A 15,688-nucleotide genomic window follows, 5' to 3' on the forward strand; every position below is an offset into this window, starting at 1 on the left:
GTCAGGGCAATGGCTGAGCGCGTTCCACCAAACGTGCAAAGAACGACGCGCCAATGGGCGCGATCTCATCATTGAAGTCATATTTGGGATGATGCAGGCCAGCCCCTTGTCCCTGCCCCAAAAACAAGTAGGAGCCCGGGCGGGCATTCAGCATATAGGCAAAATCCTCTGCACCCATTTCGCGCCCGGCTTCGCCTTCCACCTTTTCTGACCCGGAGATCTCTCCAGCGACATCCACAGCAAAGCGGGTTTTTTCGGCGTCATTCACCGTTGCCGGATATCCGACCTCATAGTCCAACTCAGCTGTGACCCCATAGCTGGCAGCCTGGCCCGCGACGATTTCCTGCATCCGGCGCATCACCATGGCCTGCACCTTGGGGTTAAATGTCCGCACAGTCCCGTTGATATAGGCCGTATCAGGGATCACGTTATCAACTGTGCCTGTGTGGATCTGCGTCACCGAGATGACCAGATCCTCCAGCGAGTGGTGATTGCGGCTGACGATGGTCTGCATCGCCTGTGCAATGCCGCAGGCGGCCATCACCGGATCACGGGTCTCATGCGGCATGGCGCCATGGCCACCCTGCCCCTGGATGTGCACATGAAAAGTATCCACCGCCGCCATCAAAGGCCCCGGCGTTGTCAGAAAATGCCCTACCGGCAGGCCCGGCGCATTGTGCAGCGCATAGACCTCGCCAATGCCAAAGCGCTCCATGATGCCCTCTTCCACCATGATGCGGGCGCCACCGATGGCTTCTTCGGCGGGTTGAAAGATCAGCGCCACGCGGCCCCGGAAGTTCCGCGTCTCCGCCAGGTATTTCGCTGCTCCCAATAACATCGTGGTATGGCCGTCATGACCACAGGCATGCATATTGCCCGCGTGTTCAGAGGCATAGTCGACACCAGTTTCCTCCGGAATCGGCAAGGCATCCATATCGGCACGCAGGCCAATCGTGGGCCCCTCTCCTGCCGCATTACCCTGCCCGTTGATGATCGCAACCATGCCGCTGGTGGCGATCCCCTCATGCAGCTCATCGACGCCGATTTCGCGCAGCCGCTCCGCCACAAAGGCCGCTGTTTTGGGCAGATCCAGCGCCAGTTCCGGGATCTGATGCAATGCTTGGCGCCAGCCCTTCATCTCTTCGGCAAAATCTGCGATGCGGTTTACGACGGGCATGGGGCTGGACTCCTGTGCGGGACTCGGGATTGATGCATCTGACACTTTAAGCAGATGAGCCGCAATGCCTGAAACCACCGCAAAACCCGCAAGTGACCCAGCGTTGAACGAGGATCTGATTCATGACCGCAGAGCAGGCATCGAGCGCCTCCTCGCGATCATGTCCCGCCTGCGCGATCCGCAGAACGGCTGCCCCTGGGACATCGAGCAGGATTTCAGCACCATCGCGCCCTATACCATTGAGGAGGCCTATGAGGTCGCCGATGCCATCGAGCGCGAGGCCTGGCAGGAGCTGAAGGGCGAGCTGGGCGACCTTCTGTTCCAATCGGTCTTTCACGCGCAAATGGCTGCGGAAGCCGGGCATTTCACCTTTCAGGATGTGGTTCAGACCATGTCGGACAAGATGGTCTCGCGCCATCCACATGTTTTTGGCGATGAGAGCCGGGATAAATCCGCCGAACAGCAGACCCGTGACTGGGAAGCGATCAAGGCGGCGGAGCGCGCGGGCAAGGCCGAGACCGGAACACTGGGTGGGGTCGCGGTAGGTCTGCCGGCCCTGCTCCGGGCGTATAAATTGCAAAAACGCGCCGCCCGCGTCGGCTTTGACTGGCCGGACGCCAGCCATGTGATCGACAAGATCCAGGAAGAAAGCGCCGAGCTGGTCGAGGCCCGCGATCACCTCACCCCGGACAAGATTGAAGAGGAATTCGGTGATCTGATGTTTGTCATGGCCAATCTCGGCCGTCATCTGGGCGTCGAACCAGAAGCCGCCCTGCGCCGCGCCAATGCCAAGTTCATCCGCCGCTTCGAAGGGGTCGAGGCCCGGCTTGCCGCCCTCGGCAAACGGCCGGAAGACAGCGATCTGGCCGAAATGGACGCGCTCTGGGATGCGGTGAAGGAAACCGAAAGAGTAAAAACCTAGCCCCTTCTCTTCATCTTTCCATAAATATCCAAAATCAGCATTTGCAGCACGGGGCCAAACCTGGACTTTCTGCCGCGCCGCTGCGACTTTTTCCCTTTACGACAGGACAGATCCATGAGCCCGCGCAAGATCATTATCGATACCGATCCCGGACAGGACGATGCGGTTGCCATCCTCTTGGCTCTTGGCAGCCCGGAAGAACTCGACCTCCTCGGCATCACCTGCGTGGCGGGCAATGTGCCGCTGGAGCGCACCAGCATCAATGCCCGGATCACCTGCGAGGCGGCCGGCCGCAGCGATATCCCGGTCTTTGCCGGGCGCAGCGCGCCGCTGGCGCGCGCCCTGGTCACCGCCGAGCACGTGCATGGCAAAACCGGGCTGGACGGACCGGAACTGATCCCGCCGCAAATGCCCCTGCAGGATCAGAATGGCGTCGATTTCATCATCAACACCCTGCGCCGCGAGGCGCCGGGCAGTGTCACCCTCTGCCCGCTCGGCCCGCTTTCAAACATTGCCGATGCCCTGCAGCGCGCACCTGATATTGCAGAAAGGATACAAGAGATCGTCCTCATGGGCGGGGCCTATTTCGAGGTGGGCAACATCACCCCGGCGGCAGAGTTCAATATTTATGTGGATCCGGAAGCGGCTGACATCGTCCTGAAATCCGGCGTGAAAATCACCATGATGCCGCTGGATGTCACCCACAAAGCACTCGCCACTCGCCCCCGGATTGAGGCCATTCGCGCCCTGAACAGTAGGGTCGGAACCTTCACCGCCGAAATGCTGGATTTCTTCGAGCGTTTCGATGTGGAGAAATACGGCTCCGAAGGCGGGCCTTTGCATGACCCCTGCGTCATTGCCTATCTGATCCGCCCAGATCTCTTCTCTGGCCGCAAGGTCAATGTCGAGATCGAGACCAAGTCAGAGCTGACCCTGGGCATGACCGTGGCCGATTGGTGGGGGGTCACTGACCGCAGCCCCAACGCCATGTTCATGGGTGATCTCGATGCGGATGGTTTCTTTGCGCTGATCACCGAACGTCTGGCCCGGTTGTGAGCCTCATTGCCCCACCCGACCCCACCTGGCCTGCCCAGGCTCAGGTCGAAGCGGACCGCTGGCGCGGCGCGGATCTGGCAGGGTTGATCGCGGTGCACCACATCGGCTCCACCTCTGTGCCGGGCCTGCCCGCAATGCCGATCATTGATTTGCTGCCGGAGTTCGTGGATGAGGCTGCAATGGATGCCGCCCGGCCCCGGATCGAGGCCTTGGGCTATGAGTGGCTGGCTGAGTTCGGGTTGCCCGGGCGCCGCTATTGCCGCCGGGATGATACGGCAAGTGGCAAGCGTCTGGTCCAGGCCCATTGCTATGCTAAAGGCTCATCGGAAATCACCCGTCACCTGGCCTTTCGCGATGCCCTGCGTGCCAATGCGCCGTTGCGCGCCGCCTATTCCGCGGTCAAAGGCAAATGCGCCGCCCTGCATCCCGGTGACCATCAGGCCTATGGCGCCTGCAAATCGCCCTGGATCGAAAAGGCAGAGGCCCGCGCGGTAGCCGACTACTTGCAAAAGAAGGATCGCCCGTTATGAGTGCCGCCCTGCATCTGGCCCGTCAGGAACATCTGGAGAAACTCCTGCCTATGGTCGCCGCCTTCCATGCGGAGGAAGGGCTGGAGAGCAGCGAGGAGCACCGCCGCGCTGGCATTGAACCGCTGCTGGAGGGAATCCCCTATGGTGCAGTCTACATCATCGGCCCCACCCGCGCGCCCATTGGCTATGTGGTGGTGACCTTTGGCTGGTCGGTTGAATTCGGCGGCATGGACGCCTTCATCGATGAGCTTTACATCCGCCCGCCGGTGCGCGGCCGCGGCATCGCCAGCGAGGTGCTGATCGAATTGCCAAAAACTCTGGGCGAAGCAGGTATAAAAGCACTGCATCTGGAAGTGGACCGGGGCAATGAGACTGCCCAGCGGCTCTACCTTCGTTGCCGCTTCCAGCCGCGCGACAACTACATGCTGATGACCAAACTGCTCTGAGGGTAAGCCAGCGCTACAGAAGCAAACGCAGCCTCGGCCCGGTCTCCTGAAAGCCTTGGTGCTGGTAAAAAGCCAGCGTCCGCTGCCAGGCAGGCTGATCCGGTGCCCCGACCTCCAACCGCTGCCAGCCGCGCGTACGCCCCAGTGCAGCGCAGGCTTCGATCAGACGCGCGGCCACCCCTTGCGAGCGGTATTCCGGCAGCACATATAGTTCTGTGACCTCGCCAAAACGCCCGCCCGCATAGATCGCTGCACATTGATTGAGCATGACCAGGCCAATTGGAGCTCCGGCCTCCGATCCGTCAAGGGCTGCAAATCCCGTAACATCTTCACTGCGCAACAGCTCCGCTGCGGTCTTTGCCAAGGGCGCCGGATCAAAGACCTCGCCCCCGGTCAGCTCCTGCAAAAGCGCAGCAATCATTTCCCCAGCCAGAGCGGCATCTTCTTCAGCGATTTCACGGATCTGCATCTCACCCTCATAATTTGATCAAATTATGAGGGTAACTTATCTGCCACCCGGAAGAACGCAAGGGCCCAAGAGTTCATAGAAATTCAGGACTCAAAGAAAGCGGTAGTCCTGAAAGGCCGCCGCCTCCCCGTGCTTGACACCCTGCGCGTCTATAAGGGGCCAGATCACCGCATTGCGGATCTCGAACCGCCGTCCACTGGCGCTGATCCGGATGCCCGCATAATTCTCGACAAAGCCCTTTACGCGCATTTCGGCAAACATTGCATCCCGCTGGGCCCGATGTGCGGGCTCCGCTGTCAGCCTAGAGGGCAGCGCCGTCAGCTCCTCCCAGCACATCTCCCACAGCTCTTGCGCCGCCAGATTGCCATATGTCAGAACCGGATCCGCCGCCCCATCATGAGACAGGATCGGGAATGGCGCATGATAGAGCGCCTTGGCACCCCGGTCCGGCAGGAGCGCGCGACCGGTAATCCCCAAATGCGATGCCGCCAGCAATTCGGCATGGCCCGCCTGGTATCCGTTCCCTGGTGCTGGGCAATTCATCTGCGCCTTGGCCACAAATTCTTTTTCTTCTGTTTTACTACCGAAAAAGTGCGGAAGGCCCGTCTAGTCGGGATCACTTCAACATTCATTCCCTGAGTAACTTCTTCGATGTCTTCGATGGTCAATTTAGAGTTCTGCCCCAGGTATACTTCCCGCAAACACAAGTCCCCGCCAAAACCAAAAAAGAAGTTCCCATCGCAATCCGGCTCTTTTCCCTCCAAAGGAACCATTAATCGAACTTCTTGCTCATATGCCCATTCAATTGACTTTGTGCCGAAAAGTTCTTCCATCCTATTTTCACTTACATGCTGGAAGAAGTTTTCATTGGTGATCCCCGGATAAAACCTCTCTGAGGAATAGGTAACATTGAAGCTTTCTTCGGCGTTCACATCAAACGCGAAGCAAACACCTTTATGTTTGTCTGCATAATGAGACCACATGATCGGGCTCTTCCACGTTCTAGATAGGCAGACTAAGCCGTGCTCATCATTAATTTTTTTCATGAGCTTTCTAACCGTCTCCCTGGTGCTTCGGTCAGAAAAATCGACTGCTTCTAACTCAAAGACGTCGTTACATTGCGAGAATCTGCTCACTTTAATGCGCTGGTTCTTAAGGTTTTCAACAGCGTGCTCTGAAGAAGAGTAATAGTAGACGCGCCTAGTTTTCATTTCAAAAATCCCAAACAAAAAAACGCCCCGGACATTAATCCGGAGCGTAAAGCAATTCAAGTAAGCAGGTTTCGCAGTGCTTACTTCAGGATCGATCGGCCTGCGTATTCAGCCACTTCGCCCAGCACCTCTTCGATGCGGATCAGCTGGTTGTATTTTGCCAACCGGTCAGAGCGCGCCAGAGAGCCGGTTTTGATCTGGCCGCAGTTGGTGGCCACGGCGAGGTCAGCAATGGTGGCATCCTCGGTCTCGCCCGAACGGTGCGACATCACATTGGTGTAGCCCGCACGATGGGCGATATCGACCGCCTTCAGCGTCTCGGTCAGCGAGCCGATCTGGTTCACCTTTACCAGCATGGAGTTGGCCACGCCGCGGGAGATGCCGTCGCTCAGACGTGCTGGGTTGGTGACAAAGAGGTCATCACCCACCAGTTGCACCTTGTCGCCGATCTTGTCGGTCAACAGTTTCCAGCCGTCCCAGTCGTCCTCGGACATGCCGTCCTCGATGGAGATGATCGGGTAGTCATTGACCAGCGCCGCCAGGTAGTCGGCATTCTCTTCCGAAGACAGCGTCTTGCCCTCACCAGAGAAGACATAATTGCCGTCCTTGAAGTATTCGGTCGCAGCACAGTCCAGCGCTAGATAGATGTCCTCGCCCGGACGGTAGCCTGCCTTTTCAACCGATTTCAAAATGAAATCCAGTGCCTCACGAGAGGAGCCGATGTTGGGGGCAAAGCCGCCTTCGTCACCAATCCCGGTGGAAAGACCCGCAGCGGAGAGCTCTTTCTTCAGAGTGTGGAAGACTTCAGCCCCCATGCGCACGGCTTCGCGGATGTTCTCCGCTGCCACCGGCATGATCATGAATTCCTGAATGTCGATCGGATTGTCTGCGTGCTCGCCGCCGTTGATGATGTTCATCATCGGAACCGGCAGAACCCGCGCCGAGGTGCCGCCCACATAGCGGAACAGCGGCTGGGTGGTGAAATCGGCTGCGGCCTTGGCCACCGCCATCGACACACCCAGGATCGCGTTAGCACCCAGGCGACCTTTGTTTTCTGTGCCGTCCAGCTCAATCATGGCGCTGTCCACGGCGACCTGCTCAGTCGCATCAAAGCCGACCAGCTCTTCGGCGATCTCACCGTTCACTGCGGCCACCGCCTCCAGCACGCCCTTACCCAAGTAACGGCTCTTGTCGCCATCGCGGCGCTCCACCGCCTCATAGGCGCCGGTCGAGGCGCCGGAGGGAACCGCGGCGCGGCCCATGGTGCCGTCTTCGAGAACCACGTCTACCTCAACCGTCGGGTTTCCCCGGCTGTCCAGGATTTCGCGGGCGTGGATATCGATAATCGTGCTCATCTCAGGAGACCTCTGACTGTGGCAATTACTTGCCCGCGTCTTAGCAGCCGGTGCAGAAAAGTAAACCGCCCTCGTTACCGCTAACACACCTTATTTCACTTGGTTAGGGCTAACATTTTCCTGTTTGCGCAACCGGTAACGGGAACGGGAGCCCGGCGACAGGGGCGCCTGACTGTGACTTCACGCCGCAGGGCTGGCACAGGCGCGTTGGCGGGCTTCCTCCCGGGCTTCTCTTTGGGCCTGTTTCACCATGCGGCGCTCGCGCATGAAGGTATAGAGACCGGAGCCAATGATCAGCCCTGCCCCGCATAGGGTCAGCGCATCGGGTCGCTCGCCAAAGACGATAACCCCCACCAGGATCGAAAACAAAAGCCTGCTGTAGCGAAAAGGCGTGATGGCAGAGGCATCACCGATCCGCGTTGCGACGACGATTGCATAATAGCCGAGTACCCCAAACAGGATGCCACCCAGCATCATGCCGCCCTGGCGCAGATCTATTCCTCGCGCCTGTTCCCCAGTGATCAACAGCAAGGCCAACCCGGCCAAGATCAGTGAGGCAAAGGCCTGAAAACTCACCACAGTGGAGGAGATGTTGCTGTCCACCAGCCGGGTCAAAAGATCCCGCGCGGCAATTGCCAGCACCGCCAGAAGCACCAGGATGACCGAAGGATCAAACCCGTCCAGCCCTGGACGCACAATCATCATAACCCCGGCAAAGCCAACGCAGATCGCACTCCAGCGGCGCCAGCCGACCTGTTCGCCCAGGAATAGCGCTGCCCCCATGGTGATCACCAGCGGCAGTGCCTGAAACACCGCAGCAACAGTGGAAATGTCCACCAGCGACAGGGCCGTGGCAAAGGCCATGGCCCCCAGGGCCTCCGCCGCCGACCGCAAAAGCACAACCCCGCGCCAAGCCTTGGGGGCAAAAAGGTTCTCGCCCTTGATCAGCGCCATGACGGCAAAAACGGATCCGCTGCCGACGCCCAGCATGATCAGGATCTGCCCTACAGGAATTTCACCGGAGAGGCGCTTGATAAACATATCTTCCAGCGTGAAAGCCGCCATGGAAGCAATGATGAAGAGGATCCCATTGAGGTTGTTCATGCGCGCGTCTCCTAAAGAATGCCGCCATCGGATCCACCGGGACTACCCGGTAAAATCGGATCCAATCCGGGGCAACCCGACCTTGATGGGGGCAAAAGCGATGTCGCTCAAGCATGTTTGCGACAGCTTGCAAGAGAGTTTGTGAGGACATTCATCACAGATATTGATGAATTCATCCACCCCGCACCCTTACAGGATCTAAGCACGGAAGCTTTTTGCCCAAACGAATGAGCTGCCGCCAATTGGACCCAGGACAGCCAGCGTTTAGTCGGTCTTCTTTGGAACCCCGTAGAGCTCCAGCCGATGGCCCTTCAACTGATACCCCAGCTTGGCTGCAATCTTCTCTTGCAGGGCCTCAATCTCTGGATCGCAGAATTCGATCACCTTACCGGTGCTGAGATCAATCAAATGGTCATGGTGATCGCGGTCCGCATCTTCGTAACGCGCGCGCCCATCACCAAATTCCAGCCGGTCCAGAATACCCGCCTCTTCAAAAAGTTTGACGGTGCGGTAGACTGTCGCCAGCGAAATCCCAGCATCCAGGGCACTGGCGCGGGCGTAGAGCTCTTCCACATCCGGATGATCCGCGCTTTCCTGCAGCACCTTGGCAATGACACGGCGTTGTCCGGTCATGCGCAGTCCTTTTGCTTCACATCGGGCGATAATCGTCATTGGCGTCCAGCTTTCATCCGCTTGCTTGGGGACCTTGTTTACTGAAAGTCGCGGGCTACGAAAACAGGAATTCGTCATTATCTCACCATTGACTTTATCCACAGAAGCCTTCATTGCCGCGACAGGCATCCCTCCCTGCCGCGTGAGCAGAGACATCCGGACGCGCCACCGCGCGACCCCTCCCGATGTTTAGTGAAGTGCCGATGTTCCCAAAATCACGCGTGGGGCTACTCGCAATTCCCGGCGGTGCGGCATTCGGCCTGCGCTGCCCGAGGGTTTTGCCCCATTTGCGCCGCTCGACGGGATATTTCCCAGCGGCACCCTGGCCTGCGGATGTCCTGCGGGCCGCGAAAGGACGAGACGTGACTGAATTTTCTTCTATGGGCCTGCCCAAACATATCCTGACCCGATTGGCCAATATGGGTCTTAAAGACCCAACGCCGATCCAGGCCCGCGCCATCCCCCACGCGCTGAACGGCGAAGACGTTCTGGGCCTGGCCCAGACCGGCACCGGCAAAACCGCCGCCTTTGGGGTGCCGCTGATCTCGCGGATGTTGGACTATGGGCGCAAGCCCGCCGGCAAGACCGTACGCGGGCTAGTACTGGCCCCAACGCGTGAGCTGGCCAATCAGATCGCTGAAACCCTGAAGGCCCTGACCGAAGGCACCCCGATGAAGGTCGGCCTGGTGGTGGGCGGCGTTTCCATCAACCCGCAGATCTCTCGCATTGCCCGCGGCACCGATATTCTGGTGGCAACTCCGGGCCGTCTTCTCGACATCCTGGACCGCGACGCGCTGGACCTGGGCTCTTGTGATTTTCTAGTTCTGGATGAGGCCGACCAGATGCTGGACCTCGGCTTTATCCACGCCCTGCGCAAGATCTCGGCCCTGCTGCCCGAAGAGCGTCAGACCATGCTGTTTTCGGCCACCATGCCCAAGCAGATGAATGAGATTGCCAATTCCTACCTGAAACGCCCTGTGCGGATCGAAGTAACACCTCCGGGCAAGCCTGCCGCCAAGGTCACACAATCGGTGCATTTCATCGCCAAGGCAGAGAAGCTCTCGCTGCTGAAAGAGCTGCTGGCCAATCACAAGGATGAGCGCACGCTTGTTTTCGGTCGTACCAAATACGGTATGGAAAAGCTGATGCGGGTGCTGGAGAAGGCCGGTTTTGCTGCCGCCGCGATCCACGGCAACAAGAGCCAAGGCCAGCGCGAGCGCGCCCTTGCCGCTTTCAAATCCGGTGAAATCAAAGTGCTGGTGGCCACCGATGTGGCGGCGCGGGGCCTTGATATTCCTGATGTGAAATTCGTCTATAACTACGAATTGCCTAATGTGCCTGACGCTTATGTGCACCGGATCGGTCGCACCGCGCGGGCAGGCAAAGATGGTGAAGCCGTTGCCTTCTGCGCGCCGGACGAGATGGAAGAGCTGAAGGCGATCCAGAAGGTGATGAAGATCACCATCCCCACCGCCTCCGGTCGCCCCTGGGAGGCGATGCCGGACCCGGCCGCCCCCCGTGGCGGACGCCCCGGCGGACATGGCGGCAATGGCGCAGGCAAGCCAGGCGGTAAACCCGGCGGCCAGCGCCGTCGCCGTGGTGGCAAGGGCCGTGGCAAACCACAGGGTGCCGCCACCCCCAACCCAGGCCGCAGCAGCAGCAAACCCGCAGGTGCCAAACGGCAAGCCCGCTAGGTACAGGCTGGGCTAAACCCGTATAGGAGCCCCCCTCGAATCAATGGGGGCTCTTTTTCATCATGAGAGAAGCTTTCGCTTTCCAGAGCATCAGCAAACAAAGGCCACTTAAAGGTCTCCTCCACTCTCTTTAAGGTCTCCTCCACTCTCTTTGCTCGAAACTCGGTTAGTAAGATGAGCACATCACTCAGCTATTTCTCTGTGTTGCGTAGAACTTCGAGTTGCTCACGAAGTTCTACCATTTCTTCATGGTGGTCCCCGAAGGAATATGTGTCGAACCAGAACTCAATTCCGAGTGCCGTAGCTCTCCTTTGGAGGTCGAAGTCCAACTCCCAGCTGAAGCTTTGATAGTAGTAACCAACGCAGACAAATTGCGTCCTGAACTTCTCTTTAACACGAAGAAGTCCCTCACGCTGGGGTTCGAGCCGCTTCAGAAGTTCGGACAGGTGATCGGAGAGGGTATCTTGATCGGTGAGACCACTGCCCAGTTTCCACTGTGAACCCCGGCGCAAAAAGCTGCGCCCGTTTCTTTCAAACGGGTCACCCAGCTTCCAAACATCATTGGGTTCCAAATTTAGCAAATTGGAAACAAAAACCGGGTCCTCAGTGCCTACAGCCCGAAAATAGGCATATTCTCGATCTGTTTCAGGTGGTGAGCTCATTCAAACATCCAAATTGGCCTCAACAAATGCTTGGCTTTTCCAATGGCTAACTCGCCTCAGGTGCCGCAAAACGTCGCTTCCACAGCCTCCCCCGGTGCAGGGGGACGCTGTAGATCAAGGTCCTGCGCCTCTTGCTCAAAGGGTTTGGAAAGGACCCTGTTCAGACGGTGGAACGGGTTAAAATCGCCCTCAAGTGCTGCGGCAATCACCTCTTCGATCCGGTGGTTACGGGGAATGAAAAGCGGATTGCTGGCGCGCATGACAATCTGCGAGCCACTTTCGCTTTCCAGTCGTTTTTGCCATTTGACATTCCAGGCATCAAAGGCACGCGGATCCGTAAACTGATTGCGGGCCTTGCCGCTGGGCAGGGCCGCAAAGGTATTGGTAAAATCGGCTTGGTTCTCCGCCATCTGCTGCAAGAGGTCGCTGACCAGATCCATATCCTCGCTTTCCACCGTCACCAGGCCGATCTTGCGCCGGAACAACCGCAGCCATTCCGCTTCGATCAGCGACGGCATTGCATGGACAATCGCGGTCACCTCTTCCAGTACTTCATTGGGATCTTCCAATTGCTGGATCAGCGCAGTGGCAAATTGCGCAAGGTTCCAAACCGCAATGCTTGGCTGGTTTCCAAAGGCGTAGCGCCCCATGTGATCAATCGAGGAAAAGACCTTATCCGGGTCGTAATTGTCCAGAAAAGCACAGGGACCATAGTCGATGGTCTCACCTGAAATGGCGCAATTGTCCGTATTCATCACCCCATGGATGAACCCAACAGACATCCAGGCCGCAATGAGGGCCGCCTGTTTGTCGCGCACCGCGCGCAGCAATCCGGTAACCCCATCAGCACCGGGAAAATGGCGTTCAATGGCGTAGCTGGTCAGGGTCTTCAGCGCAGAGCGATCACCGCGGGCAGCAAAGAACTGGAAGGTCCCCACCCGCAGGTGACTGGCAGCGACACGGGTCAGCACCGCACCGGGCAGACCGCCCTCGCGGCGCACAGTTTCGCCGGTACTAACCGCGGCCAATGCTCTGGTTGTGGGGATGCCAAAGGCATACATCGCTTCGGAGACTATGTATTCACGCAGAACCGGCCCCAGCCAAGCGCGACCGTCTCCCTGCCGGGAAAAAACAGTGCGTCCGCTGCCCTTTAACTGAATATCTCGGCGCATCCCATCCTTGGCCAGCACCTCGCCAAGCAGGATCGCACGGCCATCTCCCAGCTGTGGATTAAATGTGCCGAACTGATGTCCTGCATAGGCCTGGGCCAGCGGTTCAGCACCCTCGGGTACAGTGTTTCCGGCAAAAACCTCTGCCAGTTCTCGCGCGTCCCCAGGCGTGATCCCCAGCATCTCTGCCAGCATAGCGTTAAAAACAATCAGCTCAGGCGCGCGGACGGGCTCCGGGGCCTGCCGCTGATAGAAGCCTGGTCCGAGTCGCACAAAGCTGTTGTCAAAGGGGATCTGCAGTGCCATGGCTCAAAGATATTCAGCAGGACAAAGAAAGCCAGCCAGAAGATGAGCAAAAAGATGACTGCAGATGAAATAATAACAAAACTGCAACTAGAACGTCATCCCGAAGGGGGATGGTACCGCCAGACTTGGGTTGCCGAGAACGCGGGCCGCCCCAGCGGAACCTGCATCTACTTTCTACTCACCGCCGGAGAGCGCAGTCACTGGCACCGGGTCGATGCCACCGAGATCTGGCTCTATCATGCGGGGGCAGACCTGGTGTTGTCCCTGGCGGAAGATGAGGCTGGTCCGGCGCAGGACCACCTCCTCAGCCCGGACCTGACCAAGGGGATGCCGCAGATCATCGTGCCAGAACAGCACTGGCAAGCTGCGCGTAGCATGGGGGACTGGACTTTGGTCAGCTGCACCGTCTCGCCCGGGTTCCGGTTCGAAGGCTTTGAACTGGCCGCACCCGGATTTGATATTCCACGCGGATAAGTCGAATAAGATGGTCACAGGGAGATCAACATTTGCCAAATCTCGCCTGGCCGGATCATCCATGGTCAGATTCGCAAGATTCACCTGGCCAGTCTTTGCGTTGCTAGGCATCCTCTTATGGCAGGATCAGCAACCTCTGCCGGAATCTTTCCATCACGCCAAAGTTCTGAGGGTAGAGCGAGCTAACTCTATCAAGGGGGGAACCCTTTGGTTGGTTAAAGCCCAACTGGAAGCGCCGTCAGAAGTGACAACCGTCAAGCTGTCTAGGCTACGAATGAGCCCAACAGGTCGCCCCCTCCTGCAGGCAGGAGAACCCGTTTGCTTGGCTTCCGCCACTCCTCTCCTGCGTACTCGTATGTATTGGGAAACCGTACCCTACAAATGTGATCCAAATTAAAGAGAACACCCAAAATCCAGGGCCCAAACGGCCCTGTCCTACGTTCCTCCCCACCTCAAGCATAGCTCCAGCGCCTTACAGTTCTGCCTCCCCTTGAGACAAATCTGCTGCCAGAAAAACCACCGCGTTAGAAGAGGGGTTTCGCTTTGGGCCTTGCCCAAAGCGACCCGCGCCGCGCGCGCCCTTTGGGCGCGCGCGGCGCAAGGCCCAAGGGCAGAGCGTGAATTTCCAATTCATGCAAAGCGCGCGGGAGCTCCCCTCCATCCCGACTTCAATTCGGGAGAAGGGAACTAATCATCACAGGCCTTTTAGTGCCTCTCGCAACCCATCTGGAAATACTGCAACGCCGTCGCGCTCCAAAGCATCAAGATCAAACCATCTGGCGCGGCAGAGCTGTCCGTTGTCCTCATGGAAGAGAATTTCATCCAGGTTTTCGAATGCCCCGTCAGGAAACTCAACCGCGGCCGCAAAGATAATCTCATGGCCCGTCGCACCCTCATGCAGATAAAGGTTCTCCAGTACCAAGGGCGCACCAGAAACCATGACCTCAACCTGCAACTCCTCCAGAAATTCCCGTTTCAAAGCTTGCTGCCAAGTCTCGCCAAATTCGATGGTTCCACCAAGGGGACGCACCCCCTTGAGGTGACCCGCATCATCATAGACCTCCGCCGCCAATAACCTGCCCTCGCGCCAATGCAGCCCCAGTGCCTTTACCTTGATTCTAGGCTGCGGCCGCCATGGCGTGGCCAAGGGATCACTGGGCATTTGGCAGGCTCACAATTCCACCGCCGACACAGGCGCTGACCCCAGTCGTACCCGGGCAAGAGGTTGGCATCCCTCGGGCCACACGCACGGCGAGATAGGCAAAGGCCTGCGCCTCCAGCATATCCCCATCCAGCCCCACCTCCTCGACCGGCATGACCGGGCAATCCAAAGAGACCTTCAGCATTTCCATCAACACCGGGTTCCGGCGCCCGCCGCCTGTCACCAGAACCCGAGCAGGCGCTTCCGGGCAATGCTGCATGCCCTGCGCCACAGCGGCCGCACACATCGCGGTTAAAGTTGCAGCTGCATCACTGTCCGATAGCTCCCTAACCAGATTGATCATTTCTGAAAAATCATTCCGGTCCAGCGACTTCGGCGGCATTCTGGAAAAGTATGGCTCTGCCAGGAACAGCTCCAATGCCCCGGTTTCGACCGTGCCGGACATCGCGACAGCACCACCCTCATCCATGGGTTTGCCCTGACGCGCTGTCATCAGATCATTCACCGGCGCATTGGCGGGCCCTGTGTCAAAGGCAAGGAGAGCGCCCGGTTCCTCTGGCCTCTCAAAACGGGGATCCACATAGGTGACATTCCCCACCCCACCCAGGTTCAAAAAGCAAAGAGGTGCACCCGCAGAGATGTATTTGGCGCAGGCAAAATGGAAGAAAGGCGCCAAGGGTGCGCCCTCACCTCCCATTGCCACATCATCGCTGCGAAAATCCCAAACCACTGGTATCTGCAGCTCTTCGGCCAATCTGGCCCCATCCCCCACTTGCAGCGTGCCATTCTGACGCGGTGCGTGGGCCAGGGTCTGGCCATGCACCCCCGCCAGATCGATCCCATCACAGAGGGCCGCATTCTGCCGAAGCGCACGCAGATGTACATCTTCAACAACCTGCGTCGCTGCCAAGACCTCCTCCCCATGCCAATGGCCTAGCCCCGCACGCAAGATTTCACGCTCAGCGCTCTCATATGGGTGGTAGGCAGCGGGTCCAAATCCATGGATGTTCTCCCCATCGGTTTCGATCACCGCCAGGTCCACCCCATCCAATGAGGTCCCGCTCATGGCGCCCAGGGCGCGCAGCTTTCCTGTTCTTGCAATTGCCTTGCTCATCTCAGACCTGCCTCAGTTTGCGGGATCGGTGCCACTACCGCGCCATGCCGCCGCCTCCGCTCTCCCCTTCCTGATCGCACAGGGGTCAGAGCCATTTGTGCTTTGCCATTATTCTACCGATACATTTTTGCGGGGAAAACAGGTTCCATGTATGGAAATTGCGAA

Annotated in this window: 17 protein-coding genes; 6 read left to right on the forward strand and 11 right to left on the reverse strand. The window is 58.4% G+C overall.

Annotation, left to right across the window (positions count from 1 at the left end; translation table 11 throughout):
- Window position 1 precedes the first annotated feature (1 nt).
- Window positions 2-1,177, reverse strand: coding sequence for a M20 aminoacylase family protein (locus tag RSK20926_RS12325; RefSeq protein WP_037254964.1), 1,176 nt, complete (start codon window positions 1,175-1,177; stop codon window positions 2-4).
- A gap of 64 nt (window positions 1,178-1,241) precedes the next feature.
- Between RSK20926_RS12325 and mazG the strand changes: the two genes are divergently transcribed.
- The 4 genes from mazG to RSK20926_RS12345 all read left to right on the forward strand — a co-directional run bounded on the left by mazG (window position 1,242) and on the right by RSK20926_RS12345 (window position 4,131).
- On the forward strand, window positions 1,242-2,099 hold the full coding sequence (gene mazG, locus RSK20926_RS12330; protein WP_008207135.1) for a nucleoside triphosphate pyrophosphohydrolase: 858 nt from the start codon (window positions 1,242-1,244) through the stop codon (window positions 2,097-2,099).
- Window positions 2,100-2,213: 114 nt separating this feature from the next.
- Window positions 2,214-3,155 (forward strand): nucleoside hydrolase, encoded by a 942-nt coding sequence (locus tag RSK20926_RS12335; protein ID WP_008207139.1) that lies wholly within the window; start codon window positions 2,214-2,216, stop codon window positions 3,153-3,155.
- Window positions 3,152-3,685 carry a GrpB family protein gene (locus tag RSK20926_RS12340; protein WP_008207141.1) on the forward strand — a complete coding sequence of 178 codons (534 nt, stop codon included), beginning with the start codon at window positions 3,152-3,154 and terminating at the stop codon, window positions 3,683-3,685. The genes RSK20926_RS12335 and RSK20926_RS12340 overlap by 4 nt, the downstream gene beginning before the upstream one ends.
- On the forward strand, window positions 3,682-4,131 hold the full coding sequence (locus tag RSK20926_RS12345; protein ID WP_008207142.1) for a GNAT family N-acetyltransferase: 450 nt from the start codon (window positions 3,682-3,684) through the stop codon (window positions 4,129-4,131). Before RSK20926_RS12340 ends, RSK20926_RS12345 begins: the two co-directional genes overlap by 4 nt.
- 13 nt (window positions 4,132-4,144) lie before the next feature.
- On the opposite strand, the gene RSK20926_RS12350 is transcribed toward RSK20926_RS12345, so the two are convergent.
- From RSK20926_RS12350 to RSK20926_RS12375, 6 genes are all read right to left on the reverse strand, one after another.
- Window positions 4,145-4,600 (reverse strand): GNAT family N-acetyltransferase, encoded by a 456-nt coding sequence (locus RSK20926_RS12350; protein WP_008207143.1) that lies wholly within the window; start codon window positions 4,598-4,600, stop codon window positions 4,145-4,147.
- Between the two features lie 90 nt (window positions 4,601-4,690).
- On the reverse strand, window positions 4,691-5,143 hold the full coding sequence (locus RSK20926_RS12355; RefSeq protein ID WP_037255038.1) for an MEKHLA domain-containing protein: 453 nt from the start codon (window positions 5,141-5,143) through the stop codon (window positions 4,691-4,693).
- Entirely contained in the window at window positions 5,140-5,646 is a 507-nt protein-coding gene (locus tag RSK20926_RS12360) for a DUF2971 domain-containing protein (RefSeq protein ID WP_157133111.1), read from the reverse strand. Before RSK20926_RS12360 ends, RSK20926_RS12355 begins: the two co-directional genes overlap by 4 nt.
- Window positions 5,647-5,891: 245 nt before the next feature.
- On the reverse strand, window positions 5,892-7,166 hold the full coding sequence (gene eno / locus RSK20926_RS12365; protein WP_008207146.1) for a phosphopyruvate hydratase: 1,275 nt from the start codon (window positions 7,164-7,166) through the stop codon (window positions 5,892-5,894).
- 180 nt (window positions 7,167-7,346) lie between these two features.
- Window positions 7,347-8,270: a DMT family transporter gene (locus RSK20926_RS12370; protein ID WP_008207147.1), complete on the reverse strand. Its 924-nt coding sequence runs from the start codon at window positions 8,268-8,270 to the stop codon at window positions 7,347-7,349.
- A gap of 264 nt (window positions 8,271-8,534) precedes the next feature.
- The gene (locus tag RSK20926_RS12375; RefSeq protein ID WP_037255040.1) at window positions 8,535-8,942 is read right to left on the reverse strand and encodes a Fur family transcriptional regulator; all 408 of its coding nucleotides are present in this window, start codon (window positions 8,940-8,942) and stop codon (window positions 8,535-8,537) included.
- A 362-nt stretch (window positions 8,943-9,304) separates the two neighbouring features.
- On the opposite strand from RSK20926_RS12375, the gene RSK20926_RS12380 reads away from it, so the two are divergent.
- Window positions 9,305-10,636: a DEAD/DEAH box helicase gene (locus tag RSK20926_RS12380; protein WP_037255042.1), complete on the forward strand. Its 1,332-nt coding sequence runs from the start codon at window positions 9,305-9,307 to the stop codon at window positions 10,634-10,636.
- Window positions 10,637-10,827: 191 nt separating this feature from the next.
- On the opposite strand, the gene RSK20926_RS12385 is transcribed toward RSK20926_RS12380, so the two are convergent.
- Both RSK20926_RS12385 and RSK20926_RS12390 read right to left on the reverse strand, forming a co-directional pair.
- Window positions 10,828-11,298, reverse strand: a complete 471-nt coding sequence (locus RSK20926_RS12385; RefSeq protein WP_037254968.1) for a DUF4279 domain-containing protein — start codon at window positions 11,296-11,298, stop codon at window positions 10,828-10,830.
- Window positions 11,299-11,354: 56 nt separating this feature from the next.
- Window positions 11,355-12,773, reverse strand: a complete 1,419-nt coding sequence (locus tag RSK20926_RS12390) for a protein adenylyltransferase SelO (protein ID WP_008207153.1) — start codon at window positions 12,771-12,773, stop codon at window positions 11,355-11,357.
- A 54-nt stretch (window positions 12,774-12,827) separates the two neighbouring features.
- Here RSK20926_RS12390 and RSK20926_RS12395 point away from each other — a divergent pair, with 54 nt between their 5' ends.
- Complete coding sequence (locus RSK20926_RS12395; RefSeq protein WP_037255044.1) at window positions 12,828-13,247, forward strand: cupin domain-containing protein; 420 nt, start codon at window positions 12,828-12,830, stop codon at window positions 13,245-13,247.
- Window positions 13,248-13,941: 694 nt separating this feature from the next.
- On the opposite strand, the gene RSK20926_RS12405 is transcribed toward RSK20926_RS12395, so the two are convergent.
- Together RSK20926_RS12405 and RSK20926_RS12410 are read right to left on the reverse strand one after the other, a co-directional pair.
- Entirely contained in the window at window positions 13,942-14,409 is a 468-nt protein-coding gene (locus RSK20926_RS12405) for an NUDIX hydrolase (RefSeq protein WP_008207157.1), read from the reverse strand.
- Entirely contained in the window at window positions 14,399-15,523 is a 1,125-nt protein-coding gene (locus RSK20926_RS12410) for an anhydro-N-acetylmuramic acid kinase (RefSeq protein WP_008207159.1), read from the reverse strand. The genes RSK20926_RS12405 and RSK20926_RS12410 overlap by 11 nt, the downstream gene beginning before the upstream one ends.
- Between the last annotated feature and the right edge of the window lie 165 nt (window positions 15,524-15,688).

Source organism: Roseobacter sp. SK209-2-6 (genome assembly GCF_000169455.1).
Lineage (GTDB): Bacteria > Pseudomonadota > Alphaproteobacteria > Rhodobacterales > Rhodobacteraceae > Pseudophaeobacter.

Excerpts from the sequence above, each read along its gene's own strand:
- RSK20926_RS12355 (WP_037255038.1), bottom strand. The coding sequence starts at position 5,143 with ATGAATTGCCCAGCACCAGGGAACGGATACCAGGCGGGCCATGCCGAA.
- RSK20926_RS12325 (WP_037254964.1), bottom strand. The coding sequence starts at position 1,177 with ATGCCCGTCGTAAACCGCATCGCAGATTTTGCCGAAGAGATGAAGGGC.
- RSK20926_RS12360 (WP_157133111.1), bottom strand. The coding sequence starts at position 5,646 with ATGAAAAAAATTAATGATGAGCACGGCTTAGTCTGCCTATCTAGAACG.
- RSK20926_RS12395 (WP_037255044.1), top strand. The coding sequence starts at position 12,828 with ATGACTGCAGATGAAATAATAACAAAACTGCAACTAGAACGTCATCCC.
- RSK20926_RS12385 (WP_037254968.1), bottom strand. The coding sequence starts at position 11,298 with ATGAGCTCACCACCTGAAACAGATCGAGAATATGCCTATTTTCGGGCT.
- eno (WP_008207146.1), bottom strand. The coding sequence starts at position 7,166 with ATGAGCACGATTATCGATATCCACGCCCGCGAAATCCTGGACAGCCGG.
- RSK20926_RS12335 (WP_008207139.1), top strand. The coding sequence starts at position 2,214 with ATGAGCCCGCGCAAGATCATTATCGATACCGATCCCGGACAGGACGAT.
- RSK20926_RS12370 (WP_008207147.1), bottom strand. The coding sequence starts at position 8,270 with ATGAACAACCTCAATGGGATCCTCTTCATCATTGCTTCCATGGCGGCT.
- RSK20926_RS12410 (WP_008207159.1), bottom strand. The coding sequence starts at position 15,523 with ATGAGCAAGGCAATTGCAAGAACAGGAAAGCTGCGCGCCCTGGGCGCC.
- mazG (WP_008207135.1), top strand. The coding sequence starts at position 1,242 with ATGCCTGAAACCACCGCAAAACCCGCAAGTGACCCAGCGTTGAACGAG.
- RSK20926_RS12390 (WP_008207153.1), bottom strand. The coding sequence starts at position 12,773 with ATGGCACTGCAGATCCCCTTTGACAACAGCTTTGTGCGACTCGGACCA.
- RSK20926_RS12405 (WP_008207157.1), bottom strand. The coding sequence starts at position 14,409 with ATGCCCAGTGATCCCTTGGCCACGCCATGGCGGCCGCAGCCTAGAATC.
- RSK20926_RS12375 (WP_037255040.1), bottom strand. The coding sequence starts at position 8,942 with ATGACGATTATCGCCCGATGTGAAGCAAAAGGACTGCGCATGACCGGA.
- RSK20926_RS12345 (WP_008207142.1), top strand. The coding sequence starts at position 3,682 with ATGAGTGCCGCCCTGCATCTGGCCCGTCAGGAACATCTGGAGAAACTC.
- RSK20926_RS12350 (WP_008207143.1), bottom strand. The coding sequence starts at position 4,600 with ATGCAGATCCGTGAAATCGCTGAAGAAGATGCCGCTCTGGCTGGGGAA.